Source organism: Kaistella faecalis (assembly GCF_019195395.1).
GTDB classification, from domain to species: domain Bacteria; phylum Bacteroidota; class Bacteroidia; order Flavobacteriales; family Weeksellaceae; genus Kaistella; species Kaistella faecalis.
This window is the reverse complement of record NZ_CP078067.1, coordinates 2266754-2288522: the sequence shown is the minus strand read 5'-3', so window position 1 is coordinate 2288522 and position 21769 is coordinate 2266754. Positions and strand designations below refer to the sequence as shown.

Sequence of the window (21769 nt, the reverse complement as noted above, 5' to 3'; positions counted from 1 at the left end):
CATTATAAAAAGAATGACACAGCTCATTTTATTTTAATTAAAAACATTTCATTTGAATTTTACCGACCTAAATTTAATCGATCCTATCGCTAAGGCGCTACAGGAAGAGGGTTACACCCAACCAACACCTATTCAGGCAAAAGCAATCCCAAGCATTTTACAGGGCAGAGACCTTCTCGGTACTGCGCAGACAGGAACGGGGAAAACTGCAGCTTTTGCCATCCCGATTCTTCAGAATCTTACAGAAAAAAACATTCGTAACAATCAGATCAAAGCTTTGATTCTAACGCCTACCAGAGAGTTGGCGATTCAGATTGAAGAAAGCTTCAATGCTTACGGAAGACACTTAAAACTTAGAAACCTTGTGGTTTTCGGCGGCGTAAAACAAGGCGCACAGGAGAACGCACTCAGACGCGGCGTTGATATACTTGTAGCAACACCGGGACGACTTCTGGATTTTATTTCTCAGGGAATTATTTCGCTGAAACATCTGGAAATATTCGTACTAGATGAAGCCGACAGAATGCTCGACATGGGGTTTGTACACGATGTGAAACGAATTACAAAACTGCTTCCACCGAAAAGACAGACGCTTTTCTTCTCAGCAACTTTTCCTGACGAAATCAGCAAACTGGCAAACTCAATGCTTACGAATCCCGTGAAAGTAGAGGTTGCACCGGTTTCGGCAACTGCAGATACCATTAAGCAAAAAGTATATTTTGTTGACAAGGAAAATAAGCTTGAACTTTTAACGCATATTCTTCAGAATGATATCTCGGATTCGGTTTTGGTATTTTCCAGAACGAAACATGGTGCAGATAAAATCGCAAGAAAACTGCAGTCGCAGAAAATTTCAGCTGAAGCGATTCACGGAAATAAATCGCAGAATCAGAGACAGAATGCACTTAATAATTTCAAATCAGGGAAAACAAGGATTCTTGTCGCTACCGATATCGCCGCACGTGGGATTGATATTGACGAACTGAAATATGTAGTGAATTTCGAACTTTCCGATGTTTCCGAAACTTATGTTCACCGTATCGGAAGAACCGGAAGAGCAGGTGCAGACGGAAGTTCTATCTCTTTTGTTGACGGTTTGGACCTTATTAATCTGAAAAGTACAGAAAAACTGATCGGCAAGAAAATTCCGGTAGAAAAAGATCATCCTTTTCATACTGATAATCTGGTGGTGGAAAAAAGAGATTCTAACAACAAATCTTTTACTCCGCGCCCGAAGCCACAGTCTAAGGAAAATATCGGCTACAAAAAACCGAAAAACAAGAGTAATTTCTCCAGAAGCAAATAACAGCTAAACCTTTCAATTTTTTGAAAGGTTTTTTTTGCAGGTTATATTTAAATCGATAACTTCCCTTTTTAAAAAGATTATAATGAGAATCATCACTACCGAAGATTTCAGCGACATTTATATAAAAATCCATCAGCGTGGATTACCTTTCGTGCTATCAAAATTCAATATAAATGCCTTTAAAAGAACGCAGTCTGCCTTTAATAACGGCAATCTTAAAACCGCAAATTTCTGGATAATTCCTGACGTGCGTAAAAGATGGAACAGGCTGATCACTGGTGATGAGAATCAACTATATGAAGACTATCTCACCAAAAATTACTTTAAAGACAAAACAAACCTAAAACTAATTTCGCTGGGATCGGGGGTTTGCAGTCACGAAATAAGACTGGCAGAACTTAGACCTGACTGGGAAGTACACTGCTATGATTTTTCGGATAAATTACTGCAAAACGCAGCCAAATCCGCTCAGGAAAAGAAACTGAACAATATTTCTTTCTTTGCTGAAAATGTCATTACGTACAACTTCGAACCTCAGCGCTATGACATCGTATTTTTTCATGCGTCGCTTCATCATTTCGATAAAATGGATGATTTTCTTAAAAATGTTGCAGTAAAAAATTTGAAACCTGGCGGATATCTCATCATCAATGAGTTTGTGGGCAATAACCGGTTGCAGTATTCACAGGAACAGATTAATTACATCAATAAAGCCATTGATCTTATCCCAAAAAAATTCAGGAAGATCTTTAAAACAGGGCTGTACAAAAACAGTTATTCCGGTTCCGGAGTGCTCAGAATGATTGCCGCTGACCCTTCGGAATGTGTAGATTCCATAAGTATTTTACCTGCAATTCACCGTTATTTTAATGTTATAGAAGAAAAGCCATACGGTAACAATCTTCTGCAAAGCGCACTGAAAGACATCGCGCATCATTTTGTAAATGAAGATGCGGAAAAGAAAGAGATTCTCGAAAGGGTATTTGACCTTGAAGATGAATTTTTAAAGACAAATAAGAGTGATTTTGTATTCGGAATTTATCAGCTGAAGTAATTATTTAAATAACCGTTCAGCATTCTGTGTCGTAATCCTGTCGATTTCACCAAAATCTTTTCCGTAAATATTCACGAGTTTTCCTGCTACCAAATCAAGATAAGAACTTTCGTTTCTTTTGCCGCGGTGCGGAAACGGCGCAAGATAAGGCGAATCGGTTTCTAACACGATTTTCTCTAAAGGAATTTCGTGCAGAAACTGATCGATTTTACCGTTTTTAAAGGTCACTACTCCACCGATTCCCAAAATGAAGTTCAGATCAACCGCGTGTTTTGCCTGTTCAATATTTCCTGAAAAACAATGAAAAATACCGCGTAGTTTTGCGTGCTTCTTTCTTTCCAAAACTTCAAAAACTTCATCAAAACTTTCACGGGTATGAATCACAATGGGTAAATCCCTTTCTATTGCCCAATCGATCTGTTGTTCAAAAGCCTTTACCTGAATGTCTAAAGTAGTTTTATCCCAATACAGATCAATCCCAATTTCTCCGATCGCAGGGAAAGTTCTTTTATTCAGATGATTTTCAACAATTTTCAGTTCATTTTCCCAGGTTTCCGGTTTTACGTAACACGGATGAAGTCCCATCATCGAATAAATCTGCTGTGGATAATCACTTTCCAAGGCCAGCATCTTTTCGTGTGATTCCGAATCAATTGCCGGAAGATAAAATTTAGAAACTCCTTTATTAAGAGCTCTATTGATCATTTCTTTTCGGTCATCATCGAATTCTTCGGAATATAAATGGGTGTGGGTATCGATCATAATTTTGTTTTTAACTGCAGCCCGACTTGAACGGAGCTCTTTTTGTGTAGCAAAGCGAAGCAAAAAAGCGGGAGTGGAAGGCGGATCAGCTGCCCAAATGAATTTAAAATATTTTATGCTTCACTTTGGCCTGCTGATCTGCTATTCTTTTTTCGAGATTTTCGAGAAATTCATGATGCTTCGGGCTTTTTTCGTCGGAAGGTTTATGCGCTAATGCTTTGGTAATTTTAAAATTTTCTTCTACAAAATCCATGGTTTCATCTGAGAAATAAGCGTTCCCGAATTTTTCCCAGATATACTGAACTGCCTGAGTGTTGGCATGAATTAAATCTTCTTTATAGAACCGGTAATCACGAAGATCATCCATCAAAATCTCGTACGCAGGCAGATAATGACAATTGTCGAATTGGGACAAGATATCATGAACCGCCGAAATTAACTTGGATTTACTCACATTATTTTCCACCATTCCGTCTTTTGTATGGCGAACCGGCGAAACGCTGAACAGAATCTGAACGTTGGGTTTACAGATATCTTTCAGCAGCGTAACCGTTTCATAAATGGAATCCGTAATCTCCAGATTGGTCAGCAGTCTTTTTTCGAAATATTTCCCAGGAATTTTATGGCAGTTCGCAACGAGTTTTTTCTTCGGCAGAAATTCATAGATATAAGACGTTCCATAGGTAATGATTACCCAGTCGGTTTGCTGCAGAAAGCGGTTCCCTTCCTCGATTTTAGAATTGATTTTCTCTAAAGTCTGGTGCAGAAATCTGGTATTGAAGGAACTGTGATGATCCAGCGAAATCACCTCTTCTCCATATTTGATTAAATCTTCTTCGCTATAAAACGCTGAATCATGAAGCCTTTTAACCGCGTTATTAATGGAAAACGGGTTAAAAAGTGTCCCGAAAGGATTATTTAAAGTCTGGATTTGACCTTTCGCAAGCAGATCTGAGATTTCTGTGGCAAAACATGATCCGATCGAAAACGCACGGTCTTCAATTTCGAACATTTTCTCTGAAACCGGAATATCAACTTCGGTACGGAACTTCATTGGTAATACGATATGTAATAAATGGGTTAGCCTTAGCTTTCTCTTCTCAACAGATAATTTGCAAGTTCGATGAAAGGTTTCTTTTTCTCCTCCGGAACATCAATCTGGTCAAGGTAACCCTGCGCGATTTCGTTGTATTTCTGGATCAGATGGAGTGTTTTCTCATCAACTTTAGTTCGGCGGAAGATTTTCTCCACACTGTAAACTTTGTCTACGTTATCCGTTTTTTTAGCGTACCAGTAATCCAATTCTTTCTTTTCCTCCTCTGTCCCGTGTTCTTTTGCTAAAAGATAAAGAACGGTTTTTTTGTTTTCATAGATATCGCCGGCATGCTTTTTACCAAACTGCTCTTGGTTGCCGAACACATCAAGATAATCGTCCATAATCTGGAATGCGATTCCCACATTTTTTCCGAAGTTGAAAATTGCTTTTGCATCTTTAAAATCTGCGCCTGCGATCAAAGCACCAATCTCAAAGGAAGAAGCGCTTAAAACGCCTGTTTTATAAGTAATCATGCGGATGTAATCGTTGAAAGTCACATCTTCCTGAGTTTCAAAATTAATATCGTACTGCTGGCCTTCACACAGTAAAAGCCCGGTGTGGGTAAAAACTCTGATGCAGGCTTTGAAAAGTTCCGGTTCCAGGTCGTCGAAGAATTTATAGGCTTTAAGCAAAAGACCGTCTCCGGAAAGAATTCCGGCATTAATTCCGTGTAAAGTATGGATCGTAGGTTTGTTTCTTCTTAAAGGCGCTTCATCCATAATATCATCATGAATCAGCGTAAAATTGTGAAAAAATTCAATGGCCAGGGCCGGTTTTATGGCTTTCTGAAGATCACCGCCAAACATATCATTCGCCATAAGCACCATAATCGGACGGAGTCTTTTGCCTCCGTGCGAAATAATGTAATTCATGGGCGCATAAAGCTCCTCTGGCTTATCTTTGAATGTATATTTGTCGATTGCTTTCGAGACGATTTCCTGATATTCTTCTAAAAACTGCATAAATTTTCTTGTTTGCACAAAATTACAATTTTAAAAACTTTTAGCCTTAACAATACAGCATAAAAAAACCACCTGATTAAGGTGGTTTTTGAGATTTTCTGTATAGATTATTTCACCGCAATTACGAGTAAGTAGGTAACTCCTGCAACAATTGCGGAGATCGGAATAGTTAAAACCCACGCCCACAATAAGCTTACGGTTATTCCCCAACGTACTGCGGAAACTCTTTTTGTTAATCCAACCCCGATGATTGCACCGGTAATGGTATGCGTTGTAGAAACCGGAATTCCTAAGTGATCAGTGATGAAAAGCGTAATTGCGCCGGCAGATTCTGCACTTACTCCTTCTAAAGGCGTAACTTTGGTAATCTTGGTTCCCATTGTTTTTACAATCTTCCAGCCACCGCTCATTGTACCTAAACCAATCGCAAGGAACGATACAAATGGGACCCAAATATAATCGGTTGTAAAGTGTTTGAAACGGTCTGCAGAATCCATGAGTGCATATTCATCAGTTCCGCCGATTAAAGTAACATGATAGTAGATTACCGCCGCACCGATGATTCCCATGACTTTTTGAGCATCATTAAGCCCGTGTCCCAAGCTGAAGAGTGCTGAAGACACCAACTGCCATTTCTTAAACTGTGCATCGGCCTTCCGCGGATTGCTTTTCTTTGCTAAGTTCACAATAATCAGTGTGATGATAATAGAAACAATCATCCCGATAAACGGAGCCATGAAGATGAAAAGGAAGATAGGTATCACCTTTTCATACTTTACAACGTTTTGCGTAAACAGCTGCTGAAAAGCCAATTTCAGCTGTTCCCAAATTCCCAGATCCGGACTTGCTAAAGCAACATGATGATAATCCATCACAAGTGCGTGCATTAATGCTGCACCCAGAAATCCACCAATCAGTGTGTGCGATGATGAAGACGGAATCCCAAACCACCAGGTTAACAGATTCCATGCTATCGCTGCAATCAGACCGGAGAAAATGACTTCTAGATTTATAAAGTCTTCGTTCACAGTTTTTGCAATGGTATTCCCGATCTTGAATTCCCCAATGATATACATCGCTACAAAGAATGCCGCAAAATTCCACAATGCAGCCCATAGAACTGCCTGAAACGGCGATAAAACTTTAGTGGAAACAATGGTCGCAATGGAGTTGGCCGCATCGTGAAAACCGTTGATATAATCAAATATTAATGCAAGAACAATAATGATTATTAATAATACTGGTAATTCCATTCTTAACTTTTAAGGTTACTGCCCGGTATTAAGCATATTTAATTACGATACTGTCCATCGTGTTGGCCACATCTTCCGCTTTATCGGTAACCGTTTCCAGATATTCCAAAACAGATTTGATTTTAATGATGTTAATCGCATCGTTAGTTTCAAAAAGTTTTACGGTAGCCTGACTTAAAACATCATCTGCAATATTTTCGTAAGAGTTGATCTTAATACATGATTCCTTTACTGCTTTGCCGTTTTTGAAATCCTTCAGATTTGCCATTGCGCTCTGGATTTCAACGCAGGATTTGTAAATCAGAAGACTGAATTCTGTATAAGCCGGATCAAGCGGAGTTTTATAGAGGTAAATATATTTTGCGGAAGCATACATGAAATCAGCAATATCATCAAGTCCGCTTGCCAAATGCTGGATATCTTCCCTGTCGAAAGGGGTGATAAAGTTTTCACCTAGCTGAACAAAGATTTCATGGGTAAGATCATCGAGCTTGTGCTCATAATCGCTCATATTGGTAAGCATTGTATCATCATTGATGTCAAAATCCATCAACCCTTCGTGAAATTCCTTAGACATTTCAGTTAACGTTGCTGCTACTTTTTCAAACAGTACAAAAAACACTTTGTCTTTTGGTTGGAACGCTTTAAAAATATTGCCGATTCCCATTTTTTTTGATTTAAAATTAGTGCTGCAAATTTCCGAAAAACCGTTTTAACTGAACGCTTTTTATATTAAGTTTTCTTAACATTAAGAAATATCTATCCACAAAATTACAAAAAAGCAGTCCCACTATAATAGCGGGACTGATTCTTACAATATATTTTCGGGTAAAAAATTAGTTGGCCACTTCGGCACGCATATCTTTACCTTTAAATTTCTGGGTCTGTAATCCTTTCAAAACCTCGTCTTTGAAAGACTTCTCTACTTCGAAGAATGAGAATTTCTCTAAAATTTCAATTTCTCCGATATCTGGTCTCTTCTTGGATTTCGCGGTAGATTTGTTGATGATTTCAAGCATATCCATTTTCTTCAGCTGGTCTTTTTTTCCTAAGTTGAAGAAAAATCTCACCATATCACCATTGTTTTTTCTTGGTTTACGGTCGCGGTCTCTTCCGCCATCGCGTCCACCGTCTCGGAAGCTGTCTCTTCTGTCGCCGCGGTCACGGTCTCTTCCGCGGTCACGATCCCGGTCTCTGCCTCTATCGCGGTCTCTACGGCTGTCGCCTCTGTCATCAGCATTAAATTTCTGGTCAGCAAGATCATTTTTGTCTTTGTAGAACATGGCTAAATCTCTCAGCTGAAGCTGAAGGAGTTTGTGAACCAGTTCTTCCTTAGAGAATTCTGACAAATCAGGAATTAAAGAATCATCGAAAGTGAAAAACTCTTCGTGCTCGGTAAATAATTTCTCGAAGACACCGCCTACCTGAGCTTTGATAATCGCTTCTCCGGTTGGGATTTTCTTTTCAACGATATCAATTTTTGTTGAAGATTTAATCTGCTTTAATTTTCTGGATTCCTCAGGCTTGATTAAAGACATAGAAATTCCGTCTTTTCCTGCTCTTCCTGTTCTACCGCTTCGGTGTACAAAAACTTCAGGATCATCCGGCAATGAATAATGAATTACGTGAGTTAAGGAATTTACATCCAATCCTCTCGCCGCAACATCAGTCGCTACCAGGATATCGATATTTTTGAGACGGAATTTTTTCATTACCGTATCACGCTGAGCCTGTGACAAATCACCATGAAGCGCATCTGCAGCGTAACCGTTCTGCATCAGAAAATCTGCAACTTCCTGCGTTTCCATACGGGTACGGCAGAAAAGAATCGAGTATTGATTAGGGTTAGCGTCGATAAGTCTTTTCAAAGCTTCTTTTTTATGACGGTAACCTACTACATAAAATTCGTGCTTGATGTTTTTCTTCACCTCATTAATCGATCCTACTGAAATACGGTGTGGTGAAGTTAAGTAGTTCTTAGAAATTCTTTCAACCTCTTTGTTCATCGTTGCCGAGAACAGGTAAGTTTGTTTGGTCTCGGGAGTTTCTCTTAAAATGGTTTCCAAATCATCTTTGAAACCCATAGAAAGCATTTCGTCGGCTTCATCTAAAACCAACCACTGAATTTCTGAAAAATCCAATGCTTTTCTGTTAATTAAATCGATCACACGACCTGGCGTACCCACAATAATCTGTGGTTTTTCGCGGAGTGACCGGATTTGATCCATAATACTGCTGCCTCCGTAAACCGCGGTGGTTTTAACGCTCGGCATGTATTTCGAATAATTTTTAATGTCTTTCGTAATCTGAAGACACAGTTCTCTTGTCGGACAAAGCACCAAAAATTGGATTTTGCGACTACCCTCGTCAATCATATCCAAAATCGGAAGCGAAAATGCTGCTGTTTTGCCCGTCCCCGTCTGCGCTAGTGCGATCATGTCGCGTATATCTGTAGAGATAAAAGGAATGGTCTGTTTTTGGATTTCTGTGGGGCTTTCGAAGCCCATTTCGCCAATTGCCTTCAAAATTTCAGGACTTAGATTGGTTTCCGTAAATAAATTCATTAAGTATTTTAAAATATTTTGCAAAGATACACTTTTTAGATTTGATAAAAATTACATTGTTTTATTAAATTTCTGTTAAACACGGAATCATGTATCTCCGTTTTCATTATTTCAGCTAAATTTGAAATTAAAATCCGCAAAATATGTCTGCAGCCATCAAAAATTCAACCTTAATGTTCCTGAAAGATCTTAGCAAAAACAATAACCGCGATTGGTTTACCGAAAATAAGGAACGTTACTTATCCGCCAACAGCAATGTGGCAGATTTGGTTGAAGTACTGATTGAAGAAATCGGAAAATTCGATGAAGAAATCTTAAAAACAGATGCTAAAAAAGCATTGTTCAGAATTTACAGAGACATAAGATTCTCCAAAGACAAATCACCTTACAAAACCAATTTCGGTGCGGGTTTAGGAATGGGAAAAGGAAACAGAATTTCAGGCTACTATCTTCATATCGAGCCCGGAAAATCTTTTTTAGCAGGCGGTGTTTACCAGCCCGAACCTTCTGTCTTAAAGGAAATACGTAGAGAAATCTCCATGAACAGCAAAGAATTCCTGAGTATTTTAGAACAGGATGAATTCCGGAATAATTTCCGCGGTTTAAGTGTAGAACAAAAGCTGCAGCGCGTTCCTGCCGGTTTCGAAAAAGATGACCCGATGGCGGAATTTTTAAAACTCAAGAATTTTATTGTTGTTCATCCTGTTTCCAACGAAGCGCTGATGAAAGAAAATGCAGCAGAAAGTTTCGCCAAAATCTTTAAAAGCATTAAACCGCTCAACGATTTTCTGAGCGCGCCTTTTCTTTGAAATTTTTAAAGACTTTTGCTTTTCAGCTGATCAATCGTTTTTTGCATTTCGGGATCGGCGGGACTTATTGCATAATATTTTGCAATTCCGCCTTTCTGGTCAACAATAATAAACCTCGGAACCCAGTTCAGGTCGATGTAATTATTGAAATTATTTTTCCAGCCTTCATCAAACCAATAATTTTCGTTTTCTGCAATCTGATACTTTTCCAGACCTTTTTTCCACTGTTCGTGCGAGCGGTCGAGGGAAAAATAAACAAACTCGATCTCGGGGTTTTTCGCTTTAAGTTCCTTCGTTGACGGCAATGCCAGAATACAGTCACGGCACCAGCTCGCCCAGAAATCAATGATTAAAATTTTGCCTTCATGCATTTTTAAAACTTCTGAAACCGAAAGTTTTTTGCCGTTTTGGGAGGTAATTTTCTGTGCTAATGCCTCATTTGAGAATTCAGTTTTATTGATTTCGGGAACTTTTTGCGAAAAAACCACGCAGGAAATGAAGATCGTTAGTAAGCTGGCTATTCTTTTCATATTTAAATCTGTTCAAACAAAACCAACGAAAATTCGGTATTGATTATTGCTTTTCCATTTTCGACTTTTACTGTTTTTCCGGAGTATGCGTCGTGGAGTTTGGTACCGTTTTCAAAAATATCCGATACGGAAATTTCTTTAATACCTGTATTTAAATCTAACCCAATTAAAACTTTGTCATTGTTATAAGATCTTGTAAACCAATAAGGTGATGACGAAATCATTTGATGAACTCCCGCTCCAACCGCCGGATGATTTGCACGGAATTTTCCTAGCTTCTGATAATGCTGAAGAAGTTTTCTCGTTTCAGCAAAATTCTGAAGATCGTTCCAGTTCATGTTGCTACGAAGCGTGGCATCTCCTGTCGCACCTTCAATCGTTAAATCGCGCGCAGTTTCGTCGCCGTAATAAACTTGAGAAATTCCGGGAGCTAAAAGAAGTTTGGTTGCCGATTCGTAAGTTCTTTTTCTGTCTTTATCGAAAGGGGAACCATCGTCGTGAGAGGTAAGATAATTCATCACCGTCTTACCATTTAGATCAGAATGAAGAATCTTTGAATAGCCTGAAAAAAGCTCTTCGTAAGATTTGTTAGCATCGCCTTTAAAATCGAAATTGATGAGTGACTTGAAACCGTTTTGGTAATAATTTACTTTTTTATCACCGAAATCGTAATCCTGTTTTTGCGAAATTCCATAGCCGTAAACTTCACCAACAGTGAAAAACAGATTATTATCAAGAACTTTCGAGGGATTGTTTCTTTTATAAATATCAAAAGCTTCCTGACTTACCTTCTGGAAATCTTTCCAAACATCTTCATTCGTGTGCTTCACTGTATCTACTCGATAGCCATCAATTCCAAATCGCTCTACATAATCAGCAAGCCATTTCATGATATAATATTTTGGCGCTCTTGGATAACCTGTTCTGGCAAAAAATTCATTAAGAGATTTTATTTCTGCTTCATATCTGCCCTCTTTTTTCCATTTTTCAACCAACATTTGCGGCAGTTCGGCTTCAGCATTTGATTCAGTAATAATATCCGGAAGATTGGCGACCAACGTACAAGCCGTGGTGTTTTGGTAAGTATTGTAAGTACACTGTGGTGAAGTACGCACCCAGGAGTTCGGGTAAACCGGATCGGTTGGCGTTACCGGACCCGTGTGATTAATCACTGCATCCAAAACAATTCTGATTCCTTTGGCGTGGGCTTTTTCTACAAGTTCCTTTAGATCCTGTTTTGTACCGAAATTCGGATCCAGTGCGGTCCAGTCTTTCGTCCAATAGCCGTGAAATCCGTAAGTTTTACCGGTTCCCTCGTCTGTTGCGTTATGAATCTGTTCTACAACCGGTGTCATCCAAATCGCATTGATTCCCAAATCCGAAAAATAATTATCATCAAGCTTCTGAATAATCCCGCGCAGATCGCCTCCTTCAAATCCTCTTAAAACTGCTGCTTTTTCCGTTCTTTCAAAATTGACATCATTGGTTTGATCACCATTTTTGAACCGGTCGGTCAAAAGAAAATACATATTAGCCCCTTCCCAGGTGAAGGTTTTGTTATTGGAATTCTGAACCGTAGAACAGGAAGAAAGGAGCGCAAATCCGGCGAGTAGAAATATCTTTTTCATATAATTTTATTCGAAGGCTAAAGGTAACGAAAAGCAGTTTTTAATGGAAGAAAATTCATGTTTAAGAAGCGCTTTAACATTTATTTAACATATTTTGTTACCTTTGTTAGCTGCAATGAAAAACCGTATGTCTTTATATCAACGATTAACCGAAAAATTACAGTTCTTTACCCCGGGTTTTTACAAAGCGAGATATTTTAAACATTTAAAAAATATTTCAAGGGAGAACTATTCAGCGCGCAATATTGAGCCGGAACTGATATGGATTAAAGATTTTCTCAAAAAAGATGCAGTAATGATTGATATTGGTGCCAACGTAGGAAGTTTCATCTATCAGATGGAACAAAAACTTTCGCCACAGAATATCTACGCCTTCGAACCCAACAAAAAAATCTACAACCGTCTCAAAAGAATTTTTCCGCAGGTTCATATTTATCCACTGGCGCTTTCTGACAGAAACGAAACTGCAGAATTTAAAATCCCGGTGATTAAAGGAAAAACATATACTTCAAGAGGAACTTTGAAACTCGATTACCGCGAAAATGAAGAATCAAAACATATTCTTCAGCAGGTAAAAGTGATTAAACTTGATGATTGGGCCGGCCTTGAAAACCTGAAAAAAATCGATTTCATTAAAATTGATGTCGAAGGAAATGAAATGAACACCCTGCGCGGCGCAAAAAAAGTGATCGAAGAATACCGCCCGACTTTAATGGTGGAAATGGAACAGCGGCATCATTCCGAACCCCTTCCGGATTTGATTCATGAAATTGAAAACTGGGGTTACGGCGCTTTTTTCTTTAACCGGACAACTTTCGAACTCGAAAAACTGACTGAAAATATAATTACCGGAACCGCCGGAAACAGAGTAGGCAGCAAAGCAGCGTACATCAACAACATAATATTTATTCCGCAACCGCTAAAAAATACCGACATATGAGTGTTGTAGCGCGGCAGGGATTTAAATATTCATTGATTGGATATCTGGGTTTTTTACTCGGAACGTTCTCAGCAATATTCGTTTTTCCCCACGATATGGAGTTTTACGGAAAACTCCGTTACGTACTTCCTACCGCAGAAATGCTGCTCCCAATCGTCGTGTTCGGGCTGTCTTTTTCGAATGTAAAATTCTATACGCAAACAAAGCAAGACGGTAAACACCAGAATTTCCTGTCGCTCTCGCTGTTGGGCGTTTTGGCGAATTTCCTGATTTTCCTTACCGGATATTTTGCGGTAAATCTGCTCTTTCCGAAGCTTCAGGAAACCGAGATGTGGCAAATGAAACGCCTGATTTTGCCATTAATTCTTGTACTCGCGTTCAGCGCGGTTTTTAATAAATATTTATCAAATTTCAAGCGGATCGCCATTCCGAATATCTTCGAAAACCTTTTGCCCAAAGTTGCCAACCTGGGCGCGTTCTGTCTGTTCTTCTTTCTCGGGTTTCCGGAAAAAGCAGCGTATCTGTTCTTTATTCTTATGTTTATTGTGGGACTTTTCGGATATATTTATTACACGAACAGACTTGAAAAACTAAAACCTGATTTTTCTACAGATTATATCAAAAAAGACAATCTGTGGAAAGAAGTTCTGAATTACAGTTTTTATGGGTTTCTGGGCAACATCGGAAATTTCATTGCGGTGAGAATCGACAGTGTGATGATTGGGGAATTTCTGGGGTTCGAACCGAACGGAGTTTACAACACCCTCTACTCTATTATTTCTCTTATCACTGTTCCGGCGATGGGTTTATACAGTATTTCGGCACCGATTATCAATAAACATCTTGCTGAAAACAATTTCGAGGAGCTCGACAGGATGCATAAAAAATCATCACTTGTTCTCTTTTTTCTGGGCTTCGTTTTGCTGTCCTGTGTTTTGGTCGGGTTTCCTTATTTAACTCATTTTATTAAGAACGGCGAGCTCTTGAGACAATCGGAACCGGTTATCTGGGTACTGGGATTTGCGATGCTTTTTGATCTGGCTACAGGATTCAACGGTCATATAATTTCTCTTTCGAAATATTACCGTTTCAATATTGTAGTGATGCTGTTTTTAGCGGTAACGACGGTGACACTAAACCTGTATTTCCTTAAAAATACAAACCTTGAACTTTTTGGAGTGGCCATTGCAACTGCAATATCTTTAACACTATTCAATATCGCAAAGATCGTTTTCAACTACATTAAATTTGGGGTATTTCCGCTCACAATCGAAATGATTTACGCTCTAATCATCGGAACTTTAGGAATTACTGTAGCGGTAATTTTACCGGAATTCAAGAGCAGTTTTGTGAATTTATTCTATAAACCTGGAATTGTTCTTCTGATGTTTTTTGTGGGAAATTATTTCCTGAAAATTTTTCCGCTCGGCGAATATATCAACCGTAATTTCCTGAAAAGCCTCTTTAAATTTTAGAGAAGTTCAGTGAGTTTTTCTTCTAAATATTTCAGCACTTTTTCTTTAGCGAAATTTTGTTCAAAATCATATCCCATCCATTTGTGATAAGTATAAATTTCCTCCTCAACATTTTTATTTTCGGGAATGATGAACGGATGTGAATTGGGATAGTTCTCTGGGAATATCGCGAGTTTTCCGTATTTAATGGCGTCGCCCACATTTCCGCTCATTTTGGTGATTCCGTAGAATTCTTTCTGGCTGAAAAATTCGGTTTCTTTCTGAAGCGGACACCACAAAATATCCGCTTTACGCATCCACTCATCGAAAATGGGCTGTGGCACTTTCTTGGTGAAATATTGTAGGGAAATATTCTGCGGTTTTTTACTCTCAAAATCCTTTAACCACAACAGTTCCTGTCCCGCAGCTTTACCTAAAAACACAAACTGAAAATGGGTGTTTCTAATAAAGGTTCTTATCCGTTCAAAAATGTGAAGATAATCCCGTCTTTGCTGAGAAACCGCGCCAGGAATCACGATCGTAATAATTGATTTCCGCGGTTTTTCGTACTCATGCAAATAAAAAACCGGCAGGAATTTGAGGCTTAAATCCGGATTTTCTTTCATTAAACTTTCATCCAAAACCAAAAGATTGCGGGCTTTTCCGAAAACCTTTGGAGCAGAAAATAAACCTTCTTTCAGCAGGAGTTTTAAACGGTATTTAAAATCCTTTTTGAAAATATTTTTAAACAGTTGAAACCTGCAGATCTTAGCGAAATTAAGATTATGTACGATTACAGCGGTATTAAAATATTCAGTAATTTTTAAAAACACATCGAAATATCGGTGTGCGGTTCCAATGATCATCAAATCATATTTTTTTTCTTTCAGTTGGCTGATAATTTTAGAACGGTCACTCAAAAATATGTTGGAATTTTTGCGGCTGATTTGTTTTGAAATCTTTTCACTGAAGTAATAATCCACAGAAAATTCACTGGAATCCTGCATCAGATCCATAAAGTTTCGCGCAATTTCTGCGTGCGTATCCAGTTCAATGTAGGCGATTTTCTTCAAAATTTAAAATACTTTGTTTCCATTTGAAAATGTCTCCAAAACTTTTGTGTTTAAAATTGAATTTTCTTCTGCTGTCATTAAATCCTGATTCAGCACCACAAAATCCGCAGATTTCCCTACTTCCAGACTTCCGAATTCCTTTTCCTGAAAAGCTGCTTTGGCCGCCCAGATTGTCATTCCGCGCAATGCCTGTTCTCTTGTCAACGCATTTTCTTTCTGAAAACCGTTGGCCGGAAAATGTTTGGCGTCTTTTCTCGCAACCGCCGCATAAAAAGTCTTGATCGGATTGATTTCTTCGACCGGAAAATCCGTTCCCAGAGGAAGCCAGCCGTTCTGTTTCAATAAATCTTCATAAGCGTAAGAATATTTAAGCCGCTCTTTTCCCAATCTTTCTTCCGCCCAGTACATATCCGAAGTCGCATGTGTAGGCTGAACAGAAGGAATTATCGAATATTTTCCGAACAGATTAAAATCGTTTTTGTCAACAATCTGGGCATGTTCAATCCGCCATCTTCTGTCATTTTTTATACCTAAAACATCACCGTAAATTTTGAGAATTGTCCGGTTCGCAGAATCTCCGATGGCGTGCGTGCACATCTGAAGATCGCTGTTTTTAAGTCTTTTGGCTAAATTTTCAAAATGTTGCTTATCACTCAGAAGAAAACCTTTCCAGTCTTTTTTATCTGAATAATCGTGAAGCAGACACGCGCCGCGGCTTCCTAAAGCTCCGTCAGAATAAACTTTATATCCGCCAAAAGTGATATTTCCTTTCGTGAATCTTCCTTTCTTGATCCATTCTTCATAGGTTGAAGGTTCATCTGAAAGCAAGGCAAAAATCTTCATCTGAAGTTTGTCCTGCTTCTGCATTTCTTCCAGGAGTGAAAAGGTATGGGTTGAAATTCCGCAGTCGTGAAGCGATGTTAATCCGTAAGAAAAACATTCTTTCTGCAATTCGGTGAAATACTGTATCGCCATTTCATCGCTGATTTCTGGAATATATTTTTCCACGAGCGTCATCGCGTTATCAATCAAAATTCCGGTAAGTTTTCCGTTTTCGACCTCAATTTCACCGCCGGCGATTTTAGTATTCACCGTTATGCCTGCGATATCCAGCGCTTTTTGATTGGCAACGGCTGCGTGACCGTCAACTCTTTTTAAATACACAGGACGGTTCGGGAAAAGTTCATCCAGCTTTACTTTATTCGGAAATTCTTTTACTGGCCAGTCATTCTGGTCCCAACTTCTTCCGTAGAGCCACTCCATCGGAGCCGTTTTGGAATACTCCGTCATTCTTTGAATGATTTCTTCCCAGGATTTTGTTCCCCACAGTTCACACTTCCATTTGTCCGTGGCGTAACCTGTGAAATGGCAGTGCGCATCGATGAATCCCGGATAAACAGTTTTACCCTCAAGGTTCTGAATATTTTTGGATTTAAATTTCTTTAAAATATCCCTGCTCTTTCCCACCGCAACGATTTTTCCATTGGAAACCGCCATCGATTCTGCAATCTCGAATTTTTGGTTAACGGTATAAATTTTTGCGTTTGTAATGATCAGATCAGCGCTTTTTTGAGCAAACGTCGCCGTAGAAAAAAACAAAAGCAACGTAGGGACAAGTCGTAACTTGTCCAAAAGCCACAGATTAAAAAATTTATTTCTATTCATAAAATTTATCTTTATTCCACTTTTCGGGATTATTAGTTATATATTGATCAATTCTTCGATATCTCTCGTCAGTCCTCACAATATGATCGTGAAACGAACGCTGCCACATAAAAGATGTATTTCCCAAAAGATGAATCTGTTTCGAAGTCGTGGTTTTTAATGCGCCAATTAAAGAAGAAACCGACTTGATTTTGATCCTTTCATTTTTTATTTTTTCTCGGTCAATTCGAAATAAAAGGTGAACATGATTTGGCATCACCACAAAATTATGTAATTCAAAGTAAGGATATTGCTGTTCGAGCCATCGAATTTGGTCTGCTACAATACTTCCGGCCGCACTTTCAATCATTTTACCTTGTACAATTTTTCCAAAATGGAGAAGCCTGTCTTTCGTGCAAATAGTGATAAAATAAATTGCGTCCTGCGTATAATCGAAACCTTGCTTTCTATTTCTTTTGCGGCCTTCCATTTCAGCTGTTTTTTGATTATATTGAAATAATATTTTAAAATATTTAGACAGACAGGTCACGACCTGTCCCTACATGTATACTGATTAATCATGTTACTTTCTTTTATTAAACAACTGACCCCACCTCAGATTCCGGACAAATTTAATTTCCTCATCGGATATTTTCCTTTTGCCGTTTTGTTTTAAAAACGATTTCAGGGTGAGGAAAAATTCAGAAACGGATTTATTTTTTAAAGCAGATTTTGCGGAAGAAATCACAGTTAAAGGCAAACTCAAACCAATGTTGTAGAAATATTCTCCCAGTTTTTCAGCCTTTTGATTTTTGTATTTGTATGCGGTCGGTCTCAGATGTTTTACCCACAAATCTTTAATGGTAATAACTTCCCAACCGTGTTTTTTTGCGAGCATTACGTCAATATTGTCCCAGCCGAGAACCGGCCGCAAACCGTTCATGTCCTCAAAACATTGCTTCCGGTAAGACTTTATTGGTCCGCGGACGTGATTTTTAGAGGAAATATTTTCAAAAATCCAGTGATTTTTTTCGTCTTTAAAGTCGAAAGCTAAATTCTTTTCGAAAACCGATTTTTTGATCTTCACAATTCCTGAAACCATTCCTGCCTTTGGATTTTCCTCATAAAGCGCATTAAGTTTCTTGAGATAATTTTCAGGAAAAATTATATCTGCGTCAAACTTACAGAGGATGTCAAACCTGGATAAATCTGCCGTTTCCAAACCTTTATTAAAGGTTCTGACGACTTTTGCGCCGGGTTCATGTTCGGATTTTTCCAAATTTATTATTGAAAATTTATCGCTGATCATTGGATCCGAAATAAACGCTGAAACCATGTCCTGCGTTTTGTCCGTTGAGCCGTCATTGACGACCACGATCTCATAATCTCTGAAGGTTTGGTTTTTCAGAGATTCCAGGCAGAAAAGAATGTTTTTTTGCTCATTGTGGGTAGGAATGACGATCAGAAACCTCATCGCTTAAAGAAGTTCATCCTGCCATTGTCTGTACGTGACTTTCGAAACCAAACCTTCCTGAACAAAAGGATCGTTTTTCACAAAGTCTTCTGCAGACTCGAGGTCGGCGAAAATTCCCATTGCGCCTTCTCCGGGAATGGAAAACGGACCGATCCCAATTACTTTTCCGGTTTTTAAGCACCTTTCCTCGTTTTCCTGATGTTTAGGATAAACCTCCATAAACTGCTCCATCGTTGCCTCAGGATTGTTCTCGTAAAAAATGACTGTTTTCATAACTTAATATTTTCTGTGTGAATGGTTTACGATAGATTTAATGTGCTTCCAGCCAGTTATCACCAACACCCACTTCCACCAGCAAAGGAACTTTGGTTTCAAATGCGGACTCCATTTCGGTTTTGATTAAACTTTTTGCTGTTTCCACTTCTTCAGCAGGAGCTTCAAACAGAAGTTCATCATGCACCTGAAGCAGCATTTTGGTTTGTAAATTCTGTTCTGTAAGTTTTTCGTCAATCCTGATCATGGCGAGTTTTATCACATCGGCGGCGCTTCCCTGGATCGGTGCGTTTACGGCGTTTCTTTCCGCGTGTGCTTTGACTACAAAATTGGCAGAATTGATGTCTTTCAAATGACGCTTACGGTGCAGAATTGTTTCCACGTAACCTAAATCCTGGGCTTTCTTTACCTGTTCAGCCATATACTTTTTAAGCTGCGGATAGGTTTCGAAATAAGCCTCGATCATATGTTTTGCCTCGGTTCGCGAAAGGCCGGTCTGTTCCGCCAGAGCAAAAGCGCCCTGTCCGTAAATAATTCCAAAATTCACTGTTTTCGCCTGACTTCGCTGCGTTTTGGTCACTTCCTCCAATGGAACATTAAAAAGTTTTGAAGCCGTGGAAGCGTGAATATCCTCACCGTTCTGGAATGCCAGAATCATATTTTCCTCATTGGAAATTTCGGCAATAAGCCTAAGTTCGATCTGTGAATAATCGGCAGAAATGATCTTCTTTCCTTCTCCCGCTACAAAAGCACCCCGAATCTGCTGTCCGCGCAAGGTACGGATCGGGATATTCTGAAGATTCGGATTCACAGAAGCAAGACGTCCTGTTGCTGCTGTCGTCTGTGAAAAATTGGTATGAACGCGGTGATCGTCTTTATCGATCTGTAAAGGCAGTGCGTCCACATAAGTGGATTTAAGTTTCTGATACGTCCTGTGTTCGAGAATATGTTTGATGATTTCGTGCTTACCTGAAAGTTTCTGCAAAACATCTTCGGAGGTGGAATATTGTCCGGTTTTGGTTTTCTTGGCTTTGGGATCAAGCTGCATTTTTTCAAATAAAACTTCACCAAGCTGTTTCGGGGAATTCATATTAAATTCTTCGCCGGACAGTTCAAAAATATTTTTTTCGAGTTCCCTCAGATCATTTTCCAGGTCTTTACTTTCCTGTTCGAGCCAGTTTCTATCAAGCGACACACCTTCAAGTTCCATTTTTGCAAGAACTTTCATCAGCGGCATTTCTACTTTATAGAATAAATCCTGAAGATTTTCTTTTTCAAGCTGCGGCCCGAAAATATGATAGAGCTGCAGGGTAATATCAGCATCTTCGGCGACATAATTGGTCTGCTCTTCCAAAGAAACTGAACGCAGGGTTCCCTGATTTTTTCCTTTCCCTACTAAAGTTTCGATGGAAACAGGTTTGTAATGCAGGTACATTTCCGCCAAATAATCCATGCCGTGTCTTCCGTCAGGATTCAGGAGATAATGAGCGATCATGGTATCAAAAACAGCTCCTTCGATTTGTATTCCGTACTGTTTCAGAACTTTATAATCGAATTTTAAATTATGGGCAATTTTAAGAATTTCCTTCTTCTCAAAAAACGGCCGGAAGATTTCAAGTGTTGACAAAACTTCTTCCCTATTTTCGGAAAGCGGAATATAGTACGCCAACCCTTTTTTATAGGAGAAACTCATCCCAATCAATTCGGCATCCATTTCGTTCAGTGTGGTCGTTTCTGTATCAAAACTGACAGCCTGCTGTGTGAGTAGATTCTGAACCAATATTTTCTGCGCTTTGGGAGAATCGATATACTGGTAAAGATGATCGTTCTCTACGATATTCGACTTGGTCGTGGTAGCCTGATCCAGATCTTCATAACTCGCAAACAGGTCTAGCTGTCTGGCCGCGGCTCCCAGATTCCCTAACGGGACAGCTGGTTCCGCCTTTTCATCGGAAATTATGCCCGGAGCTGCGGGAATTGCCGGTGCAAAAGCACGGTACAGGTTTTCGTAGAGTCTGCGGAATTCAATTTCCTCAAAAACAATTCTTACTTTTTCAAAATCCGGAGTTTCAAGGTCATACTGTTCCTGATGGAACTCAATGGGTGAATCACAGATAATCGTCGCTAATTTTTTAGATAAAATTCCGCGTTCAGCACTGGCTTCCACTTTCTCGCGTAGTTTGCCTTTAATTTCATGGGTATTGGCGAGCAGGTTTTCAATACTTCCGTATTCTTTCAGAAATTTCTTGGCTGTCTTCTCTCCAACACCGTCCAGGCCGGGAATATTATCCACGGAATCACCCATCATTGCAAGGTAATCAATCACCTGTTTGGGATCTTCAATTTCGTATTTTGCCTTTACTTCCTCAACGCCCAAAATTTCAAACTCCGCACCTTTTAGACCGGGTTTGTAGATTTTAATTTTATCGGTTACCAACTGCGCAAAATCCTTATCCGGTGTCACCATAAAGGTGGTATACCCTTCTTTTTCTGCTTTACAGGCAATTGTTCCTATGACGTCATCAGCCTCGTAACCTTCAACCCCCAAAATCGGAACATGCATCGCTTCCAGGATCCTGTGAATATAAGGAATGGCAATTTTTATGGCTTCCGGAGTTTCGCTTCTGTTCGCCTTATATTCAGCGAAATCTACAGTACGGACACTCGCCTGACCGACATCGAAAACTACCGCCAAATGCGTCGGTCTTTCCCGGCGGATAAGCTCGATTAAAGAATTGGTAAATCCGAATATTGCAGAGGTATCTTTTCCGTCACTTGTCATCCGCGGACTGCGTATTAATGCATAATACCCACGGAAAATCATCGCATAAGCATCGATGAGGAAAAGTCTTTTATCGTTGTTGTGTGACATAAAGCAAAGATAATATTTTTGATGGTAAGCGTGAAGATGAAAGACTGAAGTTTAGGCGCGAGCGAAGCGAGCGTC

At 39.3% G+C, this 21769-nt stretch carries 19 protein-coding genes; 5 read left to right on the top strand and 14 right to left on the bottom strand.

Annotation, left to right across the window (positions count from 1 at the left end; translation table 11 throughout):
* Positions 1-52 precede the first annotated feature (52 nt).
* The gene (locus tag KTV93_RS10745; RefSeq protein WP_218248969.1) at positions 53-1306 is read left to right on the top strand and encodes a DEAD/DEAH box helicase; all 1254 of its coding nucleotides are present in this window, start codon (positions 53-55) and stop codon (positions 1304-1306) included.
* 82 nt (positions 1307-1388) lie between these two features.
* Entirely contained in the window at positions 1389-2360 is a 972-nt protein-coding gene (locus KTV93_RS10740; protein WP_218248967.1) for a methyltransferase domain-containing protein, read from the top strand.
* Here KTV93_RS10740 and KTV93_RS10735 read toward each other — a convergent pair whose 3' ends face one another.
* The 6 genes from KTV93_RS10735 to KTV93_RS10710 all read right to left on the bottom strand — a co-directional run bounded on the left by KTV93_RS10735 (position 2361) and on the right by KTV93_RS10710 (position 8997).
* Entirely contained in the window at positions 2361-3122 is a 762-nt protein-coding gene (locus tag KTV93_RS10735) for a TatD family hydrolase (protein ID WP_218248966.1), read from the bottom strand.
* A gap of 103 nt (positions 3123-3225) precedes the next feature.
* Positions 3226-4176: a GSCFA domain-containing protein gene (locus KTV93_RS10730; RefSeq protein ID WP_218248965.1), complete on the bottom strand. Its 951-nt coding sequence runs from the start codon at positions 4174-4176 to the stop codon at positions 3226-3228.
* A gap of 32 nt (positions 4177-4208) precedes the next feature.
* Positions 4209-5180, bottom strand: a complete 972-nt coding sequence (locus KTV93_RS10725; RefSeq protein ID WP_218248964.1) for a polyprenyl synthetase family protein — start codon at positions 5178-5180, stop codon at positions 4209-4211.
* A gap of 107 nt (positions 5181-5287) precedes the next feature.
* Positions 5288-6433, bottom strand: a complete 1146-nt coding sequence (locus KTV93_RS10720) for an inorganic phosphate transporter (RefSeq protein ID WP_218248962.1) — start codon at positions 6431-6433, stop codon at positions 5288-5290.
* Between the two features lie 28 nt (positions 6434-6461).
* A complete protein-coding gene (locus tag KTV93_RS10715; RefSeq protein WP_218248961.1) occupies positions 6462-7100 on the bottom strand; it encodes a DUF47 domain-containing protein in 639 nt (212 codons plus the stop codon).
* A gap of 169 nt (positions 7101-7269) precedes the next feature.
* Positions 7270-8997 carry a DEAD/DEAH box helicase gene (locus tag KTV93_RS10710; protein ID WP_218248960.1) on the bottom strand — a complete coding sequence of 576 codons (1728 nt, stop codon included), beginning with the start codon at positions 8995-8997 and terminating at the stop codon, positions 7270-7272.
* A gap of 143 nt (positions 8998-9140) precedes the next feature.
* Between KTV93_RS10710 and KTV93_RS10705 the strand changes: the two genes are divergently transcribed.
* Positions 9141-9806 carry a DUF2461 domain-containing protein gene (locus tag KTV93_RS10705; protein ID WP_218248959.1) on the top strand — a complete coding sequence of 222 codons (666 nt, stop codon included), beginning with the start codon at positions 9141-9143 and terminating at the stop codon, positions 9804-9806.
* 5 nt (positions 9807-9811) lie between these two features.
* Here KTV93_RS10705 and KTV93_RS10700 read toward each other — a convergent pair whose 3' ends face one another.
* Both KTV93_RS10700 and KTV93_RS10695 read right to left on the bottom strand, forming a co-directional pair.
* Positions 9812-10336 carry a TlpA family protein disulfide reductase gene (locus KTV93_RS10700; protein WP_218248958.1) on the bottom strand — a complete coding sequence of 175 codons (525 nt, stop codon included), beginning with the start codon at positions 10334-10336 and terminating at the stop codon, positions 9812-9814.
* Positions 10337-10338: 2 nt separating this feature from the next.
* Complete coding sequence (locus KTV93_RS10695) at positions 10339-11964, bottom strand: alpha-amylase family glycosyl hydrolase (protein ID WP_218248957.1); 1626 nt, start codon at positions 11962-11964, stop codon at positions 10339-10341.
* A 127-nt stretch (positions 11965-12091) separates the two neighbouring features.
* On the opposite strand from KTV93_RS10695, the gene KTV93_RS10690 reads away from it, so the two are divergent.
* Both KTV93_RS10690 and KTV93_RS10685 read left to right on the top strand, forming a co-directional pair.
* A complete protein-coding gene (locus tag KTV93_RS10690) occupies positions 12092-12904 on the top strand; it encodes an FkbM family methyltransferase (RefSeq protein ID WP_218248955.1) in 813 nt (270 codons plus the stop codon).
* Entirely contained in the window at positions 12901-14379 is a 1479-nt protein-coding gene (locus KTV93_RS10685; protein WP_218248954.1) for a lipopolysaccharide biosynthesis protein, read from the top strand. The genes KTV93_RS10690 and KTV93_RS10685 overlap by 4 nt, the downstream gene beginning before the upstream one ends.
* On the opposite strand, the gene KTV93_RS10680 is transcribed toward KTV93_RS10685, so the two are convergent.
* From KTV93_RS10680 to polA, 6 genes are all read right to left on the bottom strand, one after another.
* Complete coding sequence (locus KTV93_RS10680) at positions 14376-15431, bottom strand: hypothetical protein (protein WP_218248953.1); 1056 nt, start codon at positions 15429-15431, stop codon at positions 14376-14378. The genes KTV93_RS10685 and KTV93_RS10680 overlap by 4 nt on opposite strands.
* A gap of 3 nt (positions 15432-15434) precedes the next feature.
* Positions 15435-17096, bottom strand: a complete 1662-nt coding sequence (locus KTV93_RS10675) for an amidohydrolase (RefSeq protein ID WP_218248952.1) — start codon at positions 17094-17096, stop codon at positions 15435-15437.
* Positions 17089-17565, bottom strand: coding sequence for a transposase (locus KTV93_RS10670; RefSeq protein ID WP_218248951.1), 477 nt, complete (start codon positions 17563-17565; stop codon positions 17089-17091). Before KTV93_RS10670 ends, KTV93_RS10675 begins: the two co-directional genes overlap by 8 nt.
* A gap of 93 nt (positions 17566-17658) precedes the next feature.
* A complete protein-coding gene (locus KTV93_RS10665) occupies positions 17659-18549 on the bottom strand; it encodes a glycosyltransferase family 2 protein (protein ID WP_218248950.1) in 891 nt (296 codons plus the stop codon).
* Between the two features lie 3 nt (positions 18550-18552).
* The gene (locus tag KTV93_RS10660) at positions 18553-18822 is read right to left on the bottom strand and encodes a YciI family protein (RefSeq protein ID WP_218248949.1); all 270 of its coding nucleotides are present in this window, start codon (positions 18820-18822) and stop codon (positions 18553-18555) included.
* Between the two features lie 37 nt (positions 18823-18859).
* Positions 18860-21694, bottom strand: a complete 2835-nt coding sequence (gene polA / locus KTV93_RS10655; RefSeq protein ID WP_218248948.1) for a DNA polymerase I — start codon at positions 21692-21694, stop codon at positions 18860-18862.
* Positions 21695-21769 lie beyond the last annotated feature (75 nt).

Coding starts and splice junctions, on each gene's coding strand:
- KTV93_RS10660 (WP_218248949.1), bottom strand. CDS start 18,822: ATGAAAACAGTCATTTTTTACGAGAACAATCCTGAGGCAACGATGGAG.
- KTV93_RS10705 (WP_218248959.1), top strand. CDS start 9,141: ATGTCTGCAGCCATCAAAAATTCAACCTTAATGTTCCTGAAAGATCTT.
- KTV93_RS10670 (WP_218248951.1), bottom strand. CDS start 17,565: ATGGAAGGCCGCAAAAGAAATAGAAAGCAAGGTTTCGATTATACGCAG.
- KTV93_RS10740 (WP_218248967.1), top strand. CDS start 1,389: ATGAGAATCATCACTACCGAAGATTTCAGCGACATTTATATAAAAATC.
- KTV93_RS10695 (WP_218248957.1), bottom strand. CDS start 11,964: ATGAAAAAGATATTTCTACTCGCCGGATTTGCGCTCCTTTCTTCCTGT.
- KTV93_RS10675 (WP_218248952.1), bottom strand. CDS start 17,096: ATGAATAGAAATAAATTTTTTAATCTGTGGCTTTTGGACAAGTTACGA.
- KTV93_RS10730 (WP_218248965.1), bottom strand. CDS start 4,176: ATGAAGTTCCGTACCGAAGTTGATATTCCGGTTTCAGAGAAAATGTTC.
- KTV93_RS10700 (WP_218248958.1), bottom strand. CDS start 10,336: ATGAAAAGAATAGCCAGCTTACTAACGATCTTCATTTCCTGCGTGGTT.
- KTV93_RS10735 (WP_218248966.1), bottom strand. CDS start 3,122: ATGATCGATACCCACACCCATTTATATTCCGAAGAATTCGATGATGAC.
- KTV93_RS10710 (WP_218248960.1), bottom strand. CDS start 8,997: ATGAATTTATTTACGGAAACCAATCTAAGTCCTGAAATTTTGAAGGCA.
- KTV93_RS10665 (WP_218248950.1), bottom strand. CDS start 18,549: ATGAGGTTTCTGATCGTCATTCCTACCCACAATGAGCAAAAAAACATT.
- KTV93_RS10725 (WP_218248964.1), bottom strand. CDS start 5,180: ATGCAGTTTTTAGAAGAATATCAGGAAATCGTCTCGAAAGCAATCGAC.
- KTV93_RS10690 (WP_218248955.1), top strand. CDS start 12,092: ATGTCTTTATATCAACGATTAACCGAAAAATTACAGTTCTTTACCCCG.
- KTV93_RS10715 (WP_218248961.1), bottom strand. CDS start 7,100: ATGGGAATCGGCAATATTTTTAAAGCGTTCCAACCAAAAGACAAAGTG.
- polA (WP_218248948.1), bottom strand. CDS start 21,694: ATGTCACACAACAACGATAAAAGACTTTTCCTCATCGATGCTTATGCG.
- KTV93_RS10685 (WP_218248954.1), top strand. CDS start 12,901: ATGAGTGTTGTAGCGCGGCAGGGATTTAAATATTCATTGATTGGATAT.
- KTV93_RS10720 (WP_218248962.1), bottom strand. CDS start 6,433: ATGGAATTACCAGTATTATTAATAATCATTATTGTTCTTGCATTAATA.